This window comes from Rhodococcus sp. Leaf233 (assembly GCF_001426165.1).
GTDB lineage: Bacteria > Actinomycetota > Actinomycetes > Mycobacteriales > Mycobacteriaceae > Rhodococcoides > Rhodococcoides fascians.
The window spans coordinates 696912-713217 of record NZ_LMRO01000001.1 but is presented as its reverse complement, the minus strand read 5'-3'; the positions used below and the strand labels follow the sequence as shown (position 1 = coordinate 713217).

The 16306-nt window shown below is 66.0% G+C and carries 22 protein-coding genes; 1 reads left to right on the top strand and 21 read right to left on the bottom strand.

The window, feature by feature from the left end; all coding sequences use genetic code 11:
* Nucleotides 1-22: 22 nt before the first annotated feature.
* The 13 genes from ASH04_RS03530 to ASH04_RS03470 form a co-directional block, all read right to left on the bottom strand.
* Entirely contained in the window at nt 23-226 is a 204-nt protein-coding gene (locus tag ASH04_RS03530) for a heavy-metal-associated domain-containing protein (protein ID WP_027498341.1), read from the bottom strand.
* 21 nt (nt 227-247) lie between these two features.
* Nucleotides 248-529 carry a metal-sensitive transcriptional regulator gene (locus ASH04_RS03525; protein WP_027498342.1) on the bottom strand — a complete coding sequence of 94 codons (282 nt, stop codon included), beginning with the start codon at nt 527-529 and terminating at the stop codon, nt 248-250.
* Between the two features lie 16 nt (nt 530-545).
* Nucleotides 546-797, bottom strand: a complete 252-nt coding sequence (locus ASH04_RS03520; RefSeq protein ID WP_235579915.1) for a hypothetical protein — start codon at nt 795-797, stop codon at nt 546-548.
* Entirely contained in the window at nt 794-1282 is a 489-nt protein-coding gene (locus ASH04_RS03515) for a hypothetical protein (protein WP_027498343.1), read from the bottom strand. The genes ASH04_RS03520 and ASH04_RS03515 overlap by 4 nt, the downstream gene beginning before the upstream one ends.
* On the bottom strand, nt 1272-1712 hold the full coding sequence (locus ASH04_RS03510) for a hypothetical protein (protein ID WP_027498344.1): 441 nt from the start codon (nt 1710-1712) through the stop codon (nt 1272-1274). The genes ASH04_RS03515 and ASH04_RS03510 overlap by 11 nt, the downstream gene beginning before the upstream one ends.
* A 35-nt stretch (nt 1713-1747) precedes the next feature.
* Complete coding sequence (locus ASH04_RS03505) at nt 1748-1921, bottom strand: hypothetical protein (protein WP_155288423.1); 174 nt, start codon at nt 1919-1921, stop codon at nt 1748-1750.
* A gap of 81 nt (nt 1922-2002) precedes the next feature.
* Complete coding sequence (locus ASH04_RS03500; RefSeq protein WP_235579914.1) at nt 2003-2641, bottom strand: hypothetical protein; 639 nt, start codon at nt 2639-2641, stop codon at nt 2003-2005.
* Complete coding sequence (gene hemB, locus ASH04_RS03495; protein WP_027498346.1) at nt 2638-3612, bottom strand: porphobilinogen synthase; 975 nt, start codon at nt 3610-3612, stop codon at nt 2638-2640. Before hemB ends, ASH04_RS03500 begins: the two co-directional genes overlap by 4 nt.
* 92 nt (nt 3613-3704) lie before the next feature.
* On the bottom strand, nt 3705-5267 hold the full coding sequence (locus ASH04_RS03490) for a uroporphyrinogen-III synthase (protein ID WP_027498347.1): 1563 nt from the start codon (nt 5265-5267) through the stop codon (nt 3705-3707).
* A 159-nt stretch (nt 5268-5426) separates the two neighbouring features.
* Nucleotides 5427-6386 carry a hydroxymethylbilane synthase gene (gene hemC, locus ASH04_RS03485; RefSeq protein WP_027498348.1) on the bottom strand — a complete coding sequence of 320 codons (960 nt, stop codon included), beginning with the start codon at nt 6384-6386 and terminating at the stop codon, nt 5427-5429.
* The gene (locus ASH04_RS03480) at nt 6383-7780 is read right to left on the bottom strand and encodes a glutamyl-tRNA reductase (protein ID WP_032365215.1); all 1398 of its coding nucleotides are present in this window, start codon (nt 7778-7780) and stop codon (nt 6383-6385) included. Before ASH04_RS03480 ends, hemC begins: the two co-directional genes overlap by 4 nt.
* The gene (locus ASH04_RS03475; RefSeq protein ID WP_027498350.1) at nt 7777-8589 is read right to left on the bottom strand and encodes a redox-sensing transcriptional repressor Rex; all 813 of its coding nucleotides are present in this window, start codon (nt 8587-8589) and stop codon (nt 7777-7779) included. Before ASH04_RS03475 ends, ASH04_RS03480 begins: the two co-directional genes overlap by 4 nt.
* A gap of 155 nt (nt 8590-8744) precedes the next feature.
* Nucleotides 8745-9026 carry a glutaredoxin family protein gene (locus ASH04_RS03470; protein ID WP_027498351.1) on the bottom strand — a complete coding sequence of 94 codons (282 nt, stop codon included), beginning with the start codon at nt 9024-9026 and terminating at the stop codon, nt 8745-8747.
* A gap of 204 nt (nt 9027-9230) precedes the next feature.
* Between ASH04_RS03470 and ASH04_RS03465 the strand changes: the two genes are divergently transcribed.
* Complete coding sequence (locus ASH04_RS03465) at nt 9231-10166, top strand: HAD family hydrolase (protein WP_045840673.1); 936 nt, start codon at nt 9231-9233, stop codon at nt 10164-10166.
* A gap of 18 nt (nt 10167-10184) precedes the next feature.
* Here ASH04_RS03465 and ASH04_RS03460 read toward each other — a convergent pair whose 3' ends face one another.
* The 8 genes from ASH04_RS03460 to ASH04_RS03430 form a co-directional block, all read right to left on the bottom strand.
* Nucleotides 10185-10673 (bottom strand): GNAT family N-acetyltransferase, encoded by a 489-nt coding sequence (locus tag ASH04_RS03460; RefSeq protein ID WP_057472734.1) that lies wholly within the window; start codon nt 10671-10673, stop codon nt 10185-10187.
* Nucleotides 10674-10692: 19 nt separating this feature from the next.
* Complete coding sequence (locus ASH04_RS03455; RefSeq protein ID WP_027498354.1) at nt 10693-11742, bottom strand: lysophospholipid acyltransferase family protein; 1050 nt, start codon at nt 11740-11742, stop codon at nt 10693-10695.
* Nucleotides 11739-12866, bottom strand: coding sequence for an NAD-dependent epimerase/dehydratase family protein (locus ASH04_RS03450; protein WP_228139283.1), 1128 nt, complete (start codon nt 12864-12866; stop codon nt 11739-11741). The genes ASH04_RS03455 and ASH04_RS03450 overlap by 4 nt, the downstream gene beginning before the upstream one ends.
* A gap of 184 nt (nt 12867-13050) precedes the next feature.
* On the bottom strand, nt 13051-13152 hold the full coding sequence (locus ASH04_RS26025; protein ID WP_003402602.1) for a 30S ribosomal protein bS22: 102 nt from the start codon (nt 13150-13152) through the stop codon (nt 13051-13053).
* Between the two features lie 231 nt (nt 13153-13383).
* Nucleotides 13384-13620 carry a helix-turn-helix domain-containing protein gene (locus ASH04_RS03445; protein WP_008713658.1) on the bottom strand — a complete coding sequence of 79 codons (237 nt, stop codon included), beginning with the start codon at nt 13618-13620 and terminating at the stop codon, nt 13384-13386.
* Nucleotides 13621-13747: 127 nt separating this feature from the next.
* Nucleotides 13748-14563 (bottom strand): pyrroline-5-carboxylate reductase, encoded by an 816-nt coding sequence (gene proC / locus ASH04_RS03440; RefSeq protein ID WP_027498355.1) that lies wholly within the window; start codon nt 14561-14563, stop codon nt 13748-13750.
* An 18-nt stretch (nt 14564-14581) separates the two neighbouring features.
* The gene (locus ASH04_RS03435; protein WP_032369773.1) at nt 14582-15439 is read right to left on the bottom strand and encodes a thioesterase family protein; all 858 of its coding nucleotides are present in this window, start codon (nt 15437-15439) and stop codon (nt 14582-14584) included.
* Between the two features lie 20 nt (nt 15440-15459).
* The gene (locus ASH04_RS03430) at nt 15460-16302 is read right to left on the bottom strand and encodes a sugar phosphate isomerase/epimerase family protein (RefSeq protein WP_032365210.1); all 843 of its coding nucleotides are present in this window, start codon (nt 16300-16302) and stop codon (nt 15460-15462) included.
* Between the last annotated feature and the right edge of the window lie 4 nt (nt 16303-16306).

Genomic DNA, 16306 nt, shown 5'->3' with positions numbered 1-16306 from the left:
ACCGAGGAGATGGCCGACGCAGTCAGGACGCGATTCGGTAGCCGGCTTCTTCGATCGCGGCGTCGACGGCAGCAGCGTCGAGTTCCGCGTCACTGCTGATCACGACGGCTCCGGTGTCGACGTCCACATCGACGCCCGTGACGCCCGGAACCTCGGACACTTCTTCCTTCACCGACGCTGCGCAATGCGCGCACGTCATACCCTCGACGGAGTAGGTCGTCTGCATTTTGTTACCTCCTGTGCCTGGTCAGGAACGAACGAGACGCGCAATGGCCTCGGACGCCTCTTTGACTTTCGCGTCTGCTTCGGGTCCGCCCTGCCGCGCGGCGTCGACGACGCACCCGGCGAGGTGGGCGTCGAGCAGCTTCAGCGAGACGGACTGCAACGCCTTCGTCACCGCAGATACCTGGGTGAGAACGTCGATGCAGTACCGGTCGTCGGCAACCATGCGTGAAATGCCGGCCACCTGCCCCTCGATGCGACGCAGTCTTTTCAGCAGGTCGTCCTGTTCGGCGCTGTAGCTGCTCATGCCGTCGATCATACCCCTACCCGGTATGGGAAGGTTCGACCGTCAGCAGGCGACGGACGCCATCGATGGCAACCAGTCCCCCGACGATCACCGCCAGGGCGGCGACCGCAATCCACGACCCCGAGTAGTACGTGCCCGTGTACGCCGGAGACACGTCGGGAACGGCGGCGAATTCGGTGGTGCGTACGCCTGCCTTCCAGCACACCACCGCGCAGATCACGGCGACCACAGCGAGGACGAGTTCCACCCAGCCGACGGACTTCCTCACACGTACTCCTGCTTCGCCGTCTCGAGTGCGGCGCGTAGACCGTCGTCGTCCTTTGCCCACGCTTGCACCAGTCCGCCGCCGACCAGTCGCAGCCCGATGCCGTGCCGTTTGCGCGGCACCCCCGAGAGCTCACCGAGAACGCGTGCGGTTTCCCACTTCTTCGGCTCGTATTCGCCGTCCTCGTACTCGGCAGGCGGGAAGATCTCCGTGATCTCGGCGACGTCGACGGTCTCGGTCCCCTGGCGCAGCTGCCGGGTGGTCAGCTCGACGCTGACATGCATCCGGGCCGCGCGGAGCTGTACGTAGGTCAGTCCGACGAGAATGAGCGAGAACAGCGCCAGGGCGAACCAGTGAATCACCGGTCCCGACGCCAGCTCGACTGCGAGCACCACCAGACAGAACGCGGGGCCCCACAGCAGGGCGCGCCAACGGCCACCGGGCTCGTGGAACAGAACGGGGTCGGTGCCGCCGAGATCATTGCTCACGAACGAACCACTCTCGCGCCGACGGGCGATACACCAGCACCGATGCTACGACCAGTGCGATCGTGATGATCAGCAACACGAACGGGAAGACCAGCGCGGCGAAGGTCAAGAGCAGCGCGGTGGCCCCGGACAGCGCCACCAACGCCCGTCGGAACCGTCGGTCGCCACCTCGGACGGGGCCCGACATCAGCCCCACTGCCAGGCCGACCACGCCGAAGATGACACCGAGACCTCGGAACACGGTCAGAAAAGAGTCGATCTGTTCGTCGCTCGCACCGCCGTCGGTGAACGACGCGCGGATCTGATCGACGGGCAACGTGAGCGCGATCATGCAGACGACGATCAGCATCACTGCCGACGCCAACCACAACCAGTACGCGGTGGAGACCACCCGGGGACGAACCATCGATTCGTCAATGTCAGCACTCACGCTCGACATACTGCCACCGCGCGGTGGCACGGAGTTCAGCCGGCAGAGATTCCCAGCGCCATGATGGCGATGGCCGCCGACACGGCGAGCAGCAGACCGAGCAATGCCCACCCGGGCCTGCCGTTCTCGGCGGGACACGCGTTGCTCTCGGCCGCCGCGATCGACTCCGGGAGGGCACGACTGGGCGGCACCGGAATGTTCTCTGCCATGTTCGATCCGATCACTCGATACGTTTATCGAAAGTGATGGTAGTCACACCGCCGGGCTCGGCGCGCGGAACACGCTCGAAATCAGCGCTTCCGCGAGGACAGGAAGTACTCGTTGGATTCCTTGCGGTGCATCAGGTAGATCGCACCCGCAGCGAGCACACCTTGGCCGATGCTCAGCACGCTCATGACGATGTTCATCGCACCGGTACTCGATGCGATCGCGAACAGGTCGAGAATCGTGGTGAACACGGTGATCGAGCCGATGACGGTCAGCAGCATGCGCGCCCACATCTTGCCGGCACGCATCCGCTTCACCCAGAACAGGAACAGGGCACCGAATCCCACGACGACGAACAGCGTCACGACGAGCATCACCGTCACCATCGACTGCGTGGACTCGACGGTCATGTCCGCCGCCGCACCCTGTGCTGCGAGGTCGTCGAGCAGAGACTGCGCGAATTCCGCGCGTGCGCCGAACAGCGTCCACACCGAGTACAGCGCCGAGATCGCACCGATCAGCGCAACTCCCCACCACAGGTGCCGGGCAGTCTCCACATCCACCGGTGCCGGGCGAGCGGACGGCTCGAGCTCGGGACCGGACTGAGGGAAGCCGTGTTCGAGCTCCCAGCGCTGCCAGTCCGGTTGCAACGGAGGATTGTTCGGCACGTTGCTGTCAGGATTGTTACCGTCCGCGTTGTTGCTCGGAGGAAAATCGTTCACAGCCAGCCCGCCACTTCGGTTGCCCAGTAGGTCAGTACGACATCTGCACCGGCGCGCCTGATGCCGACGAGCGATTCGAGGACCGCGGCGTCCCGGTCGATCCACCCGTTCTGGGCAGCGGCGGTGATCATGGCATACTCCCCCGAAATCTGGTACGCCGCAACCGGAACCGGTGACATCTCGGCCACGTCGCGGAGAATGTCCAGATACGACATCGCCGGCTTGACCATCACCATGTCGGCACCCTCGGCAAGATCGAGCTCGACCTCGTGGGTCGCCTCACGGCGGTTGGCCGCGTCCTGCTGATACGTACGACGGTCGCCCTGCAGCGACGAGCCGACCGCTTCACGAAACGGTCCGTAGAACGCAGACGCGTACTTCGCCGAATACGCCAGCTGCCCCACCTCGACGTGGCCGGCCGCATCGAGTCCAGCACGAATGGCACCGACCTGGCCGTCCATCATGCCGCTCGGCCCGAGCAGATGCGCTCCGGATTCCGCCTGCGCGACGGCCATGTCGACGTAGCGCAGCAACGTCGCGTCGTTGTCGATCGAGCCGTTCTCGCTCAGCACACCGCAGTGGCCGTGCGAGGTGAACTCGTCGAGGCAGGTGTCGGCCATGATGACCGTCGAGTCACCGAGATCGGCTTTCAGACGGGCCAGGCCCCGGTTGAGGATCCCGTCGGGATCCGTTGCCCCCGAACCGTTCTCGTCCTTGTCCTCGACCTTGGGGACACCGAACAACATCACGCCGCCGACACCGGCTGCGACTGCTTCCTCGGCGGCCCTGCTCAGCGAGTCCAGCGTGTGCTGGAACACTCCGGGCATCGAGCTGATCGCGCGGGGCTCGGAGATGCCGTCGGCGACGAACATCGGCAACACCAGATGCCGTGGCTGCAGAGACGTTTCGGCCACGAGGCGGCGCAGTGCCGGAGTGCGGCGAAGGCGTCGGGGACGGTCGGTGGGGAACAAGCGAACCTGCCTCACTTGGTTCGTCGTGCGCGTTGTGTGTGGCCAGAGCTACGCACAACGCGCACGAGGCGCATCAGCGCCTGTGTGACTTCTTACCGCCTGCGTGACTTCTTGCGCGGTGGCGGCAGTGCACCCTCGGCTCGCAGCCGAGCCGCGTGTTCTGCCAGTGCCTCGACCAGCGGTCCGACCTGAGCCGACTCCGGCTGCACGTCCACGCGCAGACCGAACTCGACGGCCGTCTCGGCGGTCTTCGGGCCGATGCACGCGACGAGCGTGCGAGCATGCGGCTTACCTGCGATGCCGACCAGGTTCCGCACGGTGGAGCTCGAGGTGAAGCACACCGCGTCGAATCCACCGGTCTTGATCATCTCGCGGGTCTCGGCGGGGGGCGGCGCTGCCCGGACGGTGCGGTAGGCCGTGACGTCGTCGATCTCCCAGCCGCGTTCGCGCAGCCCTTCGGCGAGCGTCTCGGTAGCAATGTCGGCGCGCGGCAACAGAACTCGATTGACCGGGTCGAAGACCTCGTCGTACGGCGGGAAGTCCTCGAGCAGTCCGAGCGAGCTCTGCTCCCCCGACGGAACGAGTTCGGGATTGATGCCGAACGAGCGCACCTTGGCCGCGGTTGCCTCACCGACACAGGCGATCTTGACGCCGGAGAACGCACGCGCGTCCAGGCCGAATTCCTCGAACTTCTCCCACACCGCGCGAACGGCGTTGGTCGAGGTGAACACGACCCACTGGTAGCGGCCGTCGACCAGGCCCTTGACGGACCGTTCCATCTGAGCCGGGCTGCGCGGGGGCTCGACGGCGATGGTCGGAACTTCGATGGGGATGGCCCCGTGGGTGACGAGGCGATCGCTCATCTCGCCGGCCTGGTCCTTGGTGCGCGGCACCAGCACGGTCCAGCCGTACAGTGCGCGAGACTCCCACCAGGACATCTTGTTTCGTCCGGAGACGACCTTGCCGACGGTGACCACCAGAGATCCGACGAGCTCGGATCCCGCGTCGTTGAGGGTGGCCAGTGTGGCCTCGACGGTGCGCTGCTGACGGGTGGTGCCGCGCACGGTGATGGCTGCAGGTGTCTGCGGTGCCAGGCCGTGTTCGACGAGGGCACTGGCGGTTTCGGCCAGGTGCCCCGCCGTGGCGTGCAACACCAGCGGGCCGGGAGCAGCCGCGAGTGCAGCCCAGTCGACCTCGCCGCGAACGTCCGCTTCGGTGTGGCCGGAGCCGAGTGCCATGCCTGCGTAACTGGGTACCGCGGAGCCCGAAGGCAGACCGGGCAGCACCTCGAACGGCACGTGAGTGCGGGCCACGGCACTGACCTCGGCGATCACCGAGTCGGTGGTCAGCGGATCTCCCGAGACCAGACGCACCACATCGTGGCCGTTCTTGGCTTCGGCGAGAAGGGTTTTGGCGACCTCGGCGGGCTCACCCAGTGCCGGGCGCACCTCGACCCCGTTCTCACCCGTCTCGGCGTCGCGAGGGACGTCGGCACCGACGAGAGCGGTGACACCCTTGTCGACGTCGGGATCGGTGAAAGCGAGCTCGGCCGCTCCGAGCACTTCCCGTGCCCGGACCGTGAGCAGAGCCGGGTCACCGGGCCCGGATCCCACGAACAGGATCCGCCCGTTGGTGTTCTTGCGGACTGGGCTCATCGGTTGTTCTCCAGTGCTGTCTTGTATGGGTACTGCAGTTCTATCGGGGTTGCGGTGCCCCGTTTGGGAATCAGCCGGGCAGTGGCGATCGACTCTCTTCGCACTACGGGACGGGTCGCCGCGCGTTTGGCGCGTCCGCGAACGGGTGCCGTTATTGCCCTAGACATGAGATCCGCCCTGTGCTGGTTCGGTGACCGAAACGAGTTCCCGTGCACCGAGGTCGAGTAGTTCGCGGGCCAGTTCGCGGCCCAGTTCCTCGGCCCGGTCGGGTGACCCGACGATCGACGCGCGAATGGTGTCGCTGCCGTCGATGGCCGCGACGCAGCCGCGAAGCGACAACTCGTCGAAGATGCGGCCGTCCTCGTCGATGGACTCGACGACCTCGGCGATCGCACCCACCGGCGCGGTGCAGCCGGCTTCGAGTTCGGCGAGCAGTCCGCGTTCGGCGGCCACTGCCGCCCGCGAATGTGCATCGTCCAGTGTGGCGATGGAGGCGGCGAGATCGGTGTCGCCACTGCGGCATTCGACGGCCAGTGCACCCTGTGCGGGAGCCGGCAGCAACTGCACCGGATCGAGCGCTTCGGTGACGACGTCCAACCTGCCGATACGGGCCAGTCCCGCCCGCGCGACGATGACGGCGTCGAGCTCACCCGAGGCCACCTTGCCGATGCGGGTGTCGAGGTTGCCGCGCAGGGGTCGAACGTCCAATCCCTGTCCGAGAGCACGCAATTGAGCAATCCGGCGAGGCGCGGAAGTACCCACCTTCGCGTCGGCCGGCAGCTCACCGAGCACGAGCCCGTCGCGGGCCACCAGTGCATCGCGGGGATCTTCACGCGCCGGAATGGCAGCGATGGTGAAGCGCTCGTCGGCGGCGGTCGGCAGATCCTTGTACGAGTGCACGGCGATGTCGACGGTGCCGTCGGCCAGGGCCTCACGCAACGCCGCGGTGAACACCCCGACGCCGATGGTCTGCACCGGTGCTGCCGACAGGTCGCCTGCGGTCTTGACGATCACCAGTTCGGCTTCGACTCCCGCCGCAGCGAGAGCCACCCGAACCGTATCGGCCTGAGTGGTCGCGAGAAGGCTTCCGCGAGTACCGATCTTGACGACGCCGGTCATTCCTGATCACCCTCGGCGGTGGTTCCGGGGCGAAGATCGGTACGGCTTGCCGTGAAGTCGTCGACCAACTCCAGGGAACCGATTTCCATCGGAGTCGCCACGGCCTCGACCGAACCAGGGCTGAGCTCGAACAATTCGCGCAGCGCCGCAGCATAGGAATCTCCGCCGGGAGTGCTGGCGAGCTGCTTGACGCGCACCGTCGGTGAATGCAGCAACTTGTCGACGACGCGGCGCACGGTGCGGGCCACTTCGTCACGCTGCGGGGAGTCGAGCCCGGGCAGCCGCGACTCGAGCCGCAGCAGTTCCCCCTCGACCACCTCGGCGGCGCGCTGACGCAGCGCTGTGACGGTGGGGGTGACCTCGGCAAGTCGTTGTCCCGCAAGGTAACCCGAGAGCTCGTTGGAAACGATCTCGCGCGCGGCCGACGCGTCGTTCGCGGCAGCTCCGGCAGCGGGGTCGCGCTGCAGGGATTCCATGTCGAAGACGGTGATGCCCGGCAGACCGGAGACGGCCGGGTCGACGTCGCGCGGCAGTCCCAGGTCGCAGATCACGAGCGGCCGGTCTGCGTCGCGGCGGGCGAGTGCGAGGTGGGCGTCGGCGATGGAGACGACGGCCCCCACCGCACCGGTACAGGTGACGAGGATGTCGGCGGCGGCCACTGCGTCGGCCAGGTTCTCGAGCGCGACCGAGGAGGCGGTGATTCCGTTCGAGACGGCGTTTTCGGCCAGGTGGTCGGCTCGTTCGCGGGTGCGGTTGACGACGGTCAGCGAGTCGATTCCGGCGCGGCCCAGGTGTGCGACGGCGAGTCCGCCCATCGCTCCTGCGCCGAGGACCACCGCGGTGCGGCCGCGGAGCGAGCCGCCGAACACGTCTGCGGCGCGGTCGAGAGCGACGGACACCACCGAGGCTCCGGCGGCGTCGATGCCGGTTTCGCTGTGCACGCGCTTGCCGACTCGCAGAGCCTGCTGCGCGAGTTCGTGCATGACGCGGCCCGATGCCTGCTGACCGTCCGAGGCGGCGTAGGCCGATCGAATCTGGCCGAGGATCTGCTGCTCTCCGATGACCATCGAGTCCAGGCCACTGGCCACGGCGAACAGGTGCTCGACGGCTGCCTCGCTGTACCGAACGTAGGCGTGCTTGGTCAGGTCGGCGATTTCGAGGCCGGAGTGCTCACCGAGAACTTCGCCGACGGCGGTCAGTGCGCCGTGGAACGCGTCGACGACCGCGTAGATCTCGACGCGGTTGCACGTGGAGACCACCATGACCTCGGAGATGTTTCCGCTGGCCATCAGTTTGTCGGTCAGTTTCGGGCGATCGGTGTCCGTGATGGCGACACGCTCGAGGACTGCGACGGGAGCGCTACGGTGCGATATCCCGACGAGAAGGACACTCACGGTGCAATCACCGATCCGTTTCTTGTCGAACTGTTGACTGGGCTTGGATTACCGGCGATGCGCGGGCCGTGACTGCGACCCAGACGCGAGGTGGAGGGCAGTGGTGACGCCGACACGGGCGTCGGCACCGGGGCTGTCACGATCGTCGGCCCGGACACGTTGCGGGAGCTGTTGAAGGACAGAACCTGCATCTCGACGGCCAGGTCGACTCGGCGTACCTCGACGTGGTCGGGGACGTCGAGCACCATCGGCGAGAAACTCAGGATGCACTCGACTCCGCCCGAAACGAACCGGCCCGCCACCTGGTGGACGGCCTCGTCGGGAGTGGCGATGACACCGATGGTCGCCTCGAGTTCGCGGCAGGCGTCTTCGAGCTCGTCGATATGCCGAACGGTGAGTCCCTCGACCTCGGTGCCGACTCGCGCGGGGTCGTTGTCGAACAGGCCGACCATGGTGAATCCGCGACGTGCGAAACCGCCGTATCCGGCGAGGGCCTGACCGAGGTTGCCCACACCGGCCAGTACGACGCGGTGGCCACGGTCGAGCCCGAGAGCACTGTCGATCTTGGCGCGCAGGCGCGCGACGTCGTAACCGACTCCGCGCACACCGTTGGGTCCGAGGAACGAGAGATCTTTGCGCAATTTCGCAGATCCGACGCCTGCTGCGGTGGCAAGCTCTTCACTCGAGACGATGAGAACGCCTTCGTCTGCAAGGATCGAGAGGACCCGCAGGTATGTCGCCAGACGAGTGACCGTAGCCTGAGGGATGACCCGCTCTACGCCGCTGGGCGACGGGCGCTCTTCGGTCACGTCTGGGGCTCCTCGTCCGAACGGCGTCGATGCCGGTCTTCACGCTGATCCTGCGTTCGTGTCTATTTCACGAATGCTGTTCACACCACGGTAACTGCTTGTGAACGAATGAACAAAGTTGCGCATACCGGCCCTCACCTGCACACGGAGAGCAATCACACGTTCTTAGGGTGCCCTGCCCGGCCCAGATCGGCCCGCAATCGGGGCACGTCGACCTCCCAGTAACTGTGCTCGACACCGTCGAGTAGCACCACGGGCACTCGGTCGCCGTACTCCGCGCGCAGGTCAGGCGATTCGGCCGCGGCCTCGTCCACGTCGATGACCGTCACGGCGACGCCGAATTCGGCGCACACCTCGTGGAGCACCGCGGACGCGTGGGTGCAGGAATGGCAACCTGCGCGGGTGAGAAGTGCCACGCCGGACGGAGTCGTTTCCATCCGTCCACTCTGACATGCCGGCAACAGAGACGAAGGTCACAGCTGCGCGGTGCGTCGGGAACTGTTCATCGTCGGTAGGTGCCGTCGTGCGACGCTCGTGTCGGACGCACGCATTAGGCTGCGAGTGACGTACTGGCGAGGGAGGTGGACGTGGTGACTGACGGGGGCACAGACCTGCCGATCGAGGACACGCCCGATGTCGACATGGTCGACACGAACGATCCGGACGGGGACAAGCAGCGCAAGCGGCGTATTCGCCGGATTCGCAATCCGTTCGGCCCGTCCGATGCGGAGGTACGCGCCAACGTCGCGGGTGAAGCGAGCGCCGATGCCGCTCTCGCCCTGCAGGTCGAGTCCGAGGGAGCGGTTCCCCGCGATCTGACCGCAGCCGCCTTCTTCGACGTGGACAACACCATGGTGCAGGGCGCGTCGATCATCCACTTCGCGCGCGGGCTCGCCGCCCGAAAGTACTTCACCACGGGCGACGTCGCCCAATTCGCTTGGCAGCAAGTCAAATTCAGGGTCAGCGGCAAGGAGAACAGCGAGGACGTGGCCAGTGGCCGCGAGAAGGCGCTCTCGTTCATAACTGGTCGCCCCACTGCCGAGCTGAGCCGGCTCGGCGAGGAAATCTACGACGAGATGATCGCCGACAAGATCTGGGCGGGCACCCGTGCCCTCGCCCAGATGCACCTCGACGCAGGTCAGCAGGTGTGGCTGGTCACCGCCACTCCCCTCGAACTGGCGCAGATCATCGCGAAGCGGCTGGGCCTGACGGGCGCGCTGGGAACTGTCGCCGAGAGTAAGGACGGCGTCTTCACCGGCCGTCTCGTCGGCGACATCCTGCACGGCATCGGCAAAGCTCATGCGGTGCGGTCGTTGGCCGTACGAGAAGGCCTCAACCTCAAGCGGTGCACCGCGTATTCGGACAGCCACAACGACGTGCCGATGCTGTCCCTCGTCGGTACTGCCGTCGCGATCAACCCCGATCCGGACCTGCGTGAGCTGGCGAAGAACCGCGGCTGGGAGATTCGCGACTATCGCACCGGACGCAAGGCCGCCAAGATCGGTGTTCCCACTGCGCTGGCCCTGGGCGCGGTGGGCGGCGGTCTCGCCGCGGTGATCGGTCGCCGCAAGGCCTGACCTCGCCCGTCCGTCGGGTCAGAGCGTCAGTTGCATCAGGGTCAGGTCCAGCCAGCGCCCGAACTTGACCCCCACCTCCGGCATCTGTCCGACGCGAACGAAGCCGAACTTCTCGTGCAGTGCGATGGACGTGGTGTTCTCGGATTCGATGAACCCCACCAACACGTGGACGTCGCAGCCTCGGGCCCGGTCGATCAATTCGCTCAGCAGGGCACTGGCCAGGCCGCGGCGATAGAAGTTGCGGTGGATGTACACCGAATGTTCCACCGAGTGCCGGTAGCCGCTCTTGACTCGCCACTGGCCGTACGACGCGTAGCCGGCGACCCGGCCGTCGACCTCCGCGGTGAGTACCGGGTACCCGGCAGCGATCCGTCCCTCGAACCACGCTGTGCGATCGGCGAGGTCCACCTGTTCCTCGTCCCAGATGGCGGTGGTGTTGGCGACCGCATCGTTGTGGATGTCGAGAATGTCGGGGAGGTCTTCTACCGTGGTGTCGCGAATATGCACTGGCAGAGGATAACCCGAGCTATCCGAGAAAGACGTTGCGTCTCTTGGCAAGCAGTCGGTACAACGTGTGCTGAATGGTTTCGCGCACGTGGTCGGTCAGCTCGAAGAGCACCATCGGATCCTCGAACGCGGTGGCGTCGTAGGAGTCGGTGTGGATGGGCTTGCCGAACTCGATGTACCACTTCGACGGCAACGGAATCAGGCCCAGCGGCCCGAGGTGCGGGAAGAACGGTGTCACCGGGAAGTACGGCATCCCCATCAGTCGTGCCAGCGGGGCGATGTCGCCGATCTTCGGGTAAATCTCCTCGGATCCGACGATGGAGCACGGAATGATCGGCGCACCCGTTCGCAGCGCAGCCGAGACGAAGCCGCCGCGGCCGAACCGCTGCAACTTGTACCGCTCGCTGAACGGTTTGCCGATGCCCTTGAAGCCCTCCGGGAACACGGCGGCAACTTCCCCGGTGCGCAGCAGCCGCTCCGCGTCGGGATTGCACGCCAACGTATGCCCGGCCTTGCGGGCGATCGTGCCGACGCCGGGCATCTCGAATGCCATGTCGGCAGCCAACATTCGCAACGGCCGGTGGGCAGGGTGATGATCGCGCACGGCAACCGACGTCATCAGCGCGTCGACCGGTACGACTCCGGCGTGGTTGGCCACGACGAGCGCACCTCCCTCAGCGGGGATGTTCTCGATGCCCTTGACCTCGACGCGGAACCACTTGTCGAACAGCGGACGCAGCAGCGGCAGCCAGACGGCATCGGCGAAGTGCGGGTCGTAGCCGAACTCGTCGACGCTGTAGTCGCCGGCCAGGCGTCGACGCACGAACTCGGCGACCGAGGAGATCTGGTCGACGATCGCGGTCTTGGTGTCGTCGATCATCGACAGCACGGGTGCCGCTTCTGCGGCGATCGTGGCCGCAGAAGCGGCGGGGGTCGGGTCCACCAGCGGCGTCGGCTCACGTGGATCGGCGTAGGCCGATGGGTGCCGCTCGCGTGAACCCTGCGCTGCGCGGGCGGACCGGGCGGACGCGCCGCCGTGCAAGGGAATGACTTTGGCCACGTCGCTCACCTGTCCGCTCCGGATTCTCGCGCCGTGTCGGCACTGCCGAGCGAGGCCAGTACGCGCGCCGCGGACGCCCCCGTGTCGACGGCCCCGAGCAGCCGATTCTCGATCGCGTCGACCCATTCGGTTCGGACGACCGGCCGAAGAGCCGCGCCGCGCACGAAGTCGTCGAACGCCTGGACTGTGGTCCACCGAGGCTCGAACCCGAGCACGGACCGCATCCGTGTGGTGTCCAGCCCGCAACCGAAATGGAAGTAATCGAGTTGCTCGGTGGTGAATTCGCGCATCATTCCGCCCATGAGTGCCCGCCCCACGCTCTTGAACAGTGGAAACGGCACCGGAACCTGCACTCGACCGGCACGTCGAATCGCCTGCGAGAGCATGATGGTGCCGTCGGCACCGATGTTGAACGTGCCTGCAGGCCCGCCGATGGTCGCGCGTTCGAGGGCCGCAAGGGCGTCTTCCTCGTGCAACAGCTGCATGCGCGCGTCGCGTCCGACGATGCTCGGGATCAGCGGTGACGTCATGTACCGCGAGATGGTGCCGTTGAGCCGCGGGCCGATCAGTGGGGCCATACGCAGGATCGATACCGCGATATCCGGGCGACGACGACCGAGTCCGCGAATGTAGCCCTCGATGTCGATGGTGTCCTTGGCGTACGCGCCGCTCGGTGGGCGTCGGGCACTCATCTCCTCGGTGAATTTCACCGGATCCTTGGCGCTGCATCCGTATACCGAGGAGGACGACCGCAGGACCACCTTCTCCACGGTCGGCGACTTCTGGCACACCGCGAACAGCTGCATGGCTCCGATGACGTTGAGGTCTTTCATCGTCGCGCGACCGCCGGATTTCGGGGGCTTGGCGACCGTGGCCGCATGCACGACGGTATCGACGCCGGCGTTACGAATCACCTTGCCGATCAACGGGTTTCGAATGTCGGCACGAACGAATTCGGCGCGACCCATACGTCGCAGCAGATCTTTGCTCGGAGATTTCTCGTCGACGGCGATGACACGTTCGATGCGAGGGTTCTGAGCGAGCCGGGTGACGAGGTATCCGCCGAGGAATCGACTGGCACCGGTCACGAGCACCACCCGGGGCGCGGCAACACCACGATCGCTCGGACTCACTGCGCCTCCCCAACTTCGGCTCCCGTGCCGAGCCTACTGGATCGACAGGTTTCCGCGAGGTCTGAAAGGAAAGGAGGCCTGGAAGGAAAGGAGGTCCCGAGAGGAAAGGTGCCACTCGCCTTCGAACGAGCAGAGCCCGCCACCGATGGTGACGGGCTCGGCCGTGAAGCAGATGACGGCAGGCTTATTTGCCGAGTTTCCTGCGCTGCACGCGGGTACGACGAAGCAGCTTGCGGTGCTTCTTCTTCGACATGCGCTTGCGACGCTTCTTGATCACTGAACCCATGCGGGTGTCCTCACGTTCTTCTCTAGCGTTTTCGCGCACGCCGTTTGCGTACGCCTACCTGACAACCAAGCCCGAAGGCTTCGAGCCAACAACCTTGGTCACCGAGCTGGCGCTGGGGCCACGTACTCGCCCACGGCTGCACACCGGCTGGCTGGCACGACGAACGCCAATCCTACCGGTGTGAGCCGTGACTTACGAAACCGGCCCGGTCTTACGACCTAGCTACGTGCACTAGCCTGCGTCGAAATACGAGGTCTCGAGATAGTCGTGTACCGCCTTGGCGTGCACACGAAAAGATCGACCCACCCGTACCGCGGGCAGCTCTCCGCCGTGCACCAGTCGGTACACGGTCATTTTCGAAACTCTCATCAGAGTCGCCACCTCGGCGACAGTGAGGAACTGTGTTCCGGCCAAAGCCGGTTGACCGTCCGGGGACGAACCCTTGGACGGCTTGTTTATAGACGCCATCAATCCACTTACCTCCGGCACGTCTCATGCGGCAGGCTTCCCCTCCTGCCGAACAGACACGCACGTGCTGCCCCCGAGCCTATAGGGACGGATGGGGTTACTGCGACGGGTGTGGGGAAAAGATTTTTTATTCTGCTGTGATGCCCATCTCAATCGATCGGGCGTTGGCTGCACCGAGAGCATCGAAAAACGCAGCTCGGAGGCCGTTTCGCTCCAATTCGCGCACCGCCGCGGCGGTCGTTCCGCCCGGGGAGGTCACGGCGTACCGAAGCTCGCTGGCGGACTCGTCCGAGCGATCCAGCATCGCTCCCGACCCCACCATCGTCTGTGCGACGAGTGCAGACGCGACATCCCGGCTCAATCCCAGGCCCACTCCCGCGTCGATCATGGCCTCGGCGACCAGGAAGAAATAGGCCGGACCGGACCCGGACACGGCCGTCACCGCATCGAGCTGATGTTCCTTGACGACGACGACCTTGCCGACGGCCGACAGGATGGAGCGCACGAGCTCGAGGTGCTCGGCGCGGGCGTACTTTCCCGGGGCCAGCACACTGACGCCCTCCCCTACCAGCATGGGGGTGTTGGGCATGACCCGTACGACCGGGAATCCGGCGGGGAGCTTGGGCTCGAACTTGGCGGTGGGCACGCCTGCGGCGAGCGAGACGATGAGTTGTTCGCGGTCACCGTCGAGCTCGATCTTGGTGATCTGATTCAGTGCGCCCTCGACGTCGGCCGGCTTGACCGCCAGCACGATGACGTCGGCTCCCTCGGCCGCGTCGGCGACACTGGCGGTCAGCACTCCGAAGTCCTTCGCGATCTCTTTGGCGCGCGGCTCGGACTTCTCGGCGACCACGAGGTCGCGCACGGCATGACCGGCCTCGAGGAGTCCCGCAATCAATGCCTCGCCGATCCGTCCGCCACCGATCACTGCAATTCTCGTCATACGGCCAAGCCTGCCATGTCAGTTCGAGCGCGGCACCATCGCCAACTGTCGGCTCTGCACCACCACCGCACCGGTCGAGTCGAGTATCAGGTGGTCCTCCTCGAACCAGGTGCTGCCGATGACGGAGCTGGTCGCTGCCACTCGCAGCCACCCCGGAGCCGGGCGGCGACGCAGATATGTCGTCAGCTGGACCGTCGGTGCCCAGCCGAACATTCCGCGGTTCATCGTCACCGGGGCCGAGATGTCGCCTGCCATCAACGCGAAGAGCACCGACGTGTCGGCGTCGGCTTCGTCGCCCGCGAAGGGGCGCACCCACAGTCGAATTTCGGCCTCACCCTGCTGACCGGTGAGAAACGATGCCGACGACGGTTCGATCCGCATCTCGCAGCCCTTGGCGACGTGCACGATCGACGCCATGGGGTGATCGCCTGCCACCGCGAGGGTGTCCGCAGGAGGCTCCGCGGCCATCGACGTCAGCGACAACGGGGTTTCGTGGTTCGGTTCCTCCGAGTCGGGCCGACCGAGGGTGACCACCGCCCGCACTGCGACACGTCCGGCCTGAGTCAGCTCGACGTCGACGTGCGAGACCTGCCTGCCGCGCTTGCGCACGATCGTCGTGAGCGCCACTTCGCCTGGGTCGGGCGCGGCCAGATAGCTGACGCTGACGGCCAGCGGCTGGATCTCGACCTGGGCCGGGTCGATCAGCACGATCTGCTGACGCGCCGCGGCCGCGCAGATGGCGAGCATCGCCCCGCCGTGCACTTTGGGGCCGATGGTCCAGGTGGAATCGATCGCACCGGCGAAGGACGCGGTGTCGGCGGAGACGTCGAGTGGGACCAGTGTGGTTGCGGCCCGGAACGGGCTGGTGGAACTCATTCCGGACAACTTACCGGCAGTCAGGACAGGTGTGCGCGGGCGAACTGCAGCGCCTGGTCCAGCATCGACGAACGCTCGGGCACCGTGCGCGCATTCTGAGTGTTGATCTCGATGACGGCTTGGCCGTCGAATCCACGCCGCACCAGTTCGGTGCAGACCTGGGCGCAGGGCTGGCTGCCGTGCCCCGGGATCAGGTGCTCGTCCACGGACGCGCCGCGGCCGTCGGCCAGATGCAGATGCGCTATCCCGTCGCCCATACGGTCGAGCATCTCGAGTGCGTCGGAGCCCGCCGTCGCGGTGTGCGAGAGGTCGAGTGTGTAGTGGCCGTGACCGACATCGGTCGGGTCGTACGACGGCGAGAACGCCGACAGCGCCGCTCCCGGGCCTCCGCGTCGTTCCAGCCGCTGGGCGGATTTCTCCTTGCGCCCGAAGAATCTGTCGGCACGCATCGGGAACATGTTCTCCACTGCGACCACGACGTGGGAGTTCGATTCCAGTTCCGCCACCTGATCGGCGAATCCGTCGCTGTACTTGCGCTGCCAGCGGAACGGCGGATGCACGACGACTGTCGCCGAACCCAGCTTCTCGGCCACTTCGACCGACCGGGCCAGTTTGACGATCGGATCCGATCCCCACACCCGCTGTGAGATCAGCAGACACGGCGCATGGATGGCCTGCACCGGTATCGAGTACTCACGTGACAGCGCAGCCACCGCATCGACGTTCTGACTGATCGATTCGGCCCACACCATCAGTTCGACGCCGTCGTAACCCAGATCGGCGGCGTAGCGAAACGCTGCCTCGGTGTTCTGCGGGTACACCGAGGCCGTGGACAATCCGACCTTGATTCGCTTCGCCGCCATCGTT

Coding starts and splice junctions, on each gene's coding strand:
- ASH04_RS03530 (WP_027498341.1), bottom strand. CDS start 226: ATGCAGACGACCTACTCCGTCGAGGGTATGACGTGCGCGCATTGCGCA.
- ASH04_RS03525 (WP_027498342.1), bottom strand. CDS start 529: ATGAGCAGCTACAGCGCCGAACAGGACGACCTGCTGAAAAGACTGCGT.
- ASH04_RS03505 (WP_155288423.1), bottom strand. CDS start 1,921: ATGGCAGAGAACATTCCGGTGCCGCCCAGTCGTGCCCTCCCGGAGTCG.
- ASH04_RS03490 (WP_027498347.1), bottom strand. CDS start 5,267: ATGAGCCCAGTCCGCAAGAACACCAACGGGCGGATCCTGTTCGTGGGA.
- hemC (WP_027498348.1), bottom strand. CDS start 6,386: ATGACCGGCGTCGTCAAGATCGGTACTCGCGGAAGCCTTCTCGCGACC.
- ASH04_RS03470 (WP_027498351.1), bottom strand. CDS start 9,026: ATGGAAACGACTCCGTCCGGCGTGGCACTTCTCACCCGCGCAGGTTGC.
- ASH04_RS03465 (WP_045840673.1), top strand. CDS start 9,231: ATGGTCGACACGAACGATCCGGACGGGGACAAGCAGCGCAAGCGGCGT.
- ASH04_RS26025 (WP_003402602.1), bottom strand. CDS start 13,152: ATGGGTTCAGTGATCAAGAAGCGTCGCAAGCGCATGTCGAAGAAGAAG.
- ASH04_RS03445 (WP_008713658.1), bottom strand. CDS start 13,620: ATGGCGTCTATAAACAAGCCGTCCAAGGGTTCGTCCCCGGACGGTCAA.
- proC (WP_027498355.1), bottom strand. CDS start 14,563: ATGACGAGAATTGCAGTGATCGGTGGCGGACGGATCGGCGAGGCATTG.
- ASH04_RS03435 (WP_032369773.1), bottom strand. CDS start 15,439: ATGAGTTCCACCAGCCCGTTCCGGGCCGCAACCACACTGGTCCCACTC.
- ASH04_RS03430 (WP_032365210.1), bottom strand. CDS start 16,302: ATGGCGGCGAAGCGAATCAAGGTCGGATTGTCCACGGCCTCGGTGTAC.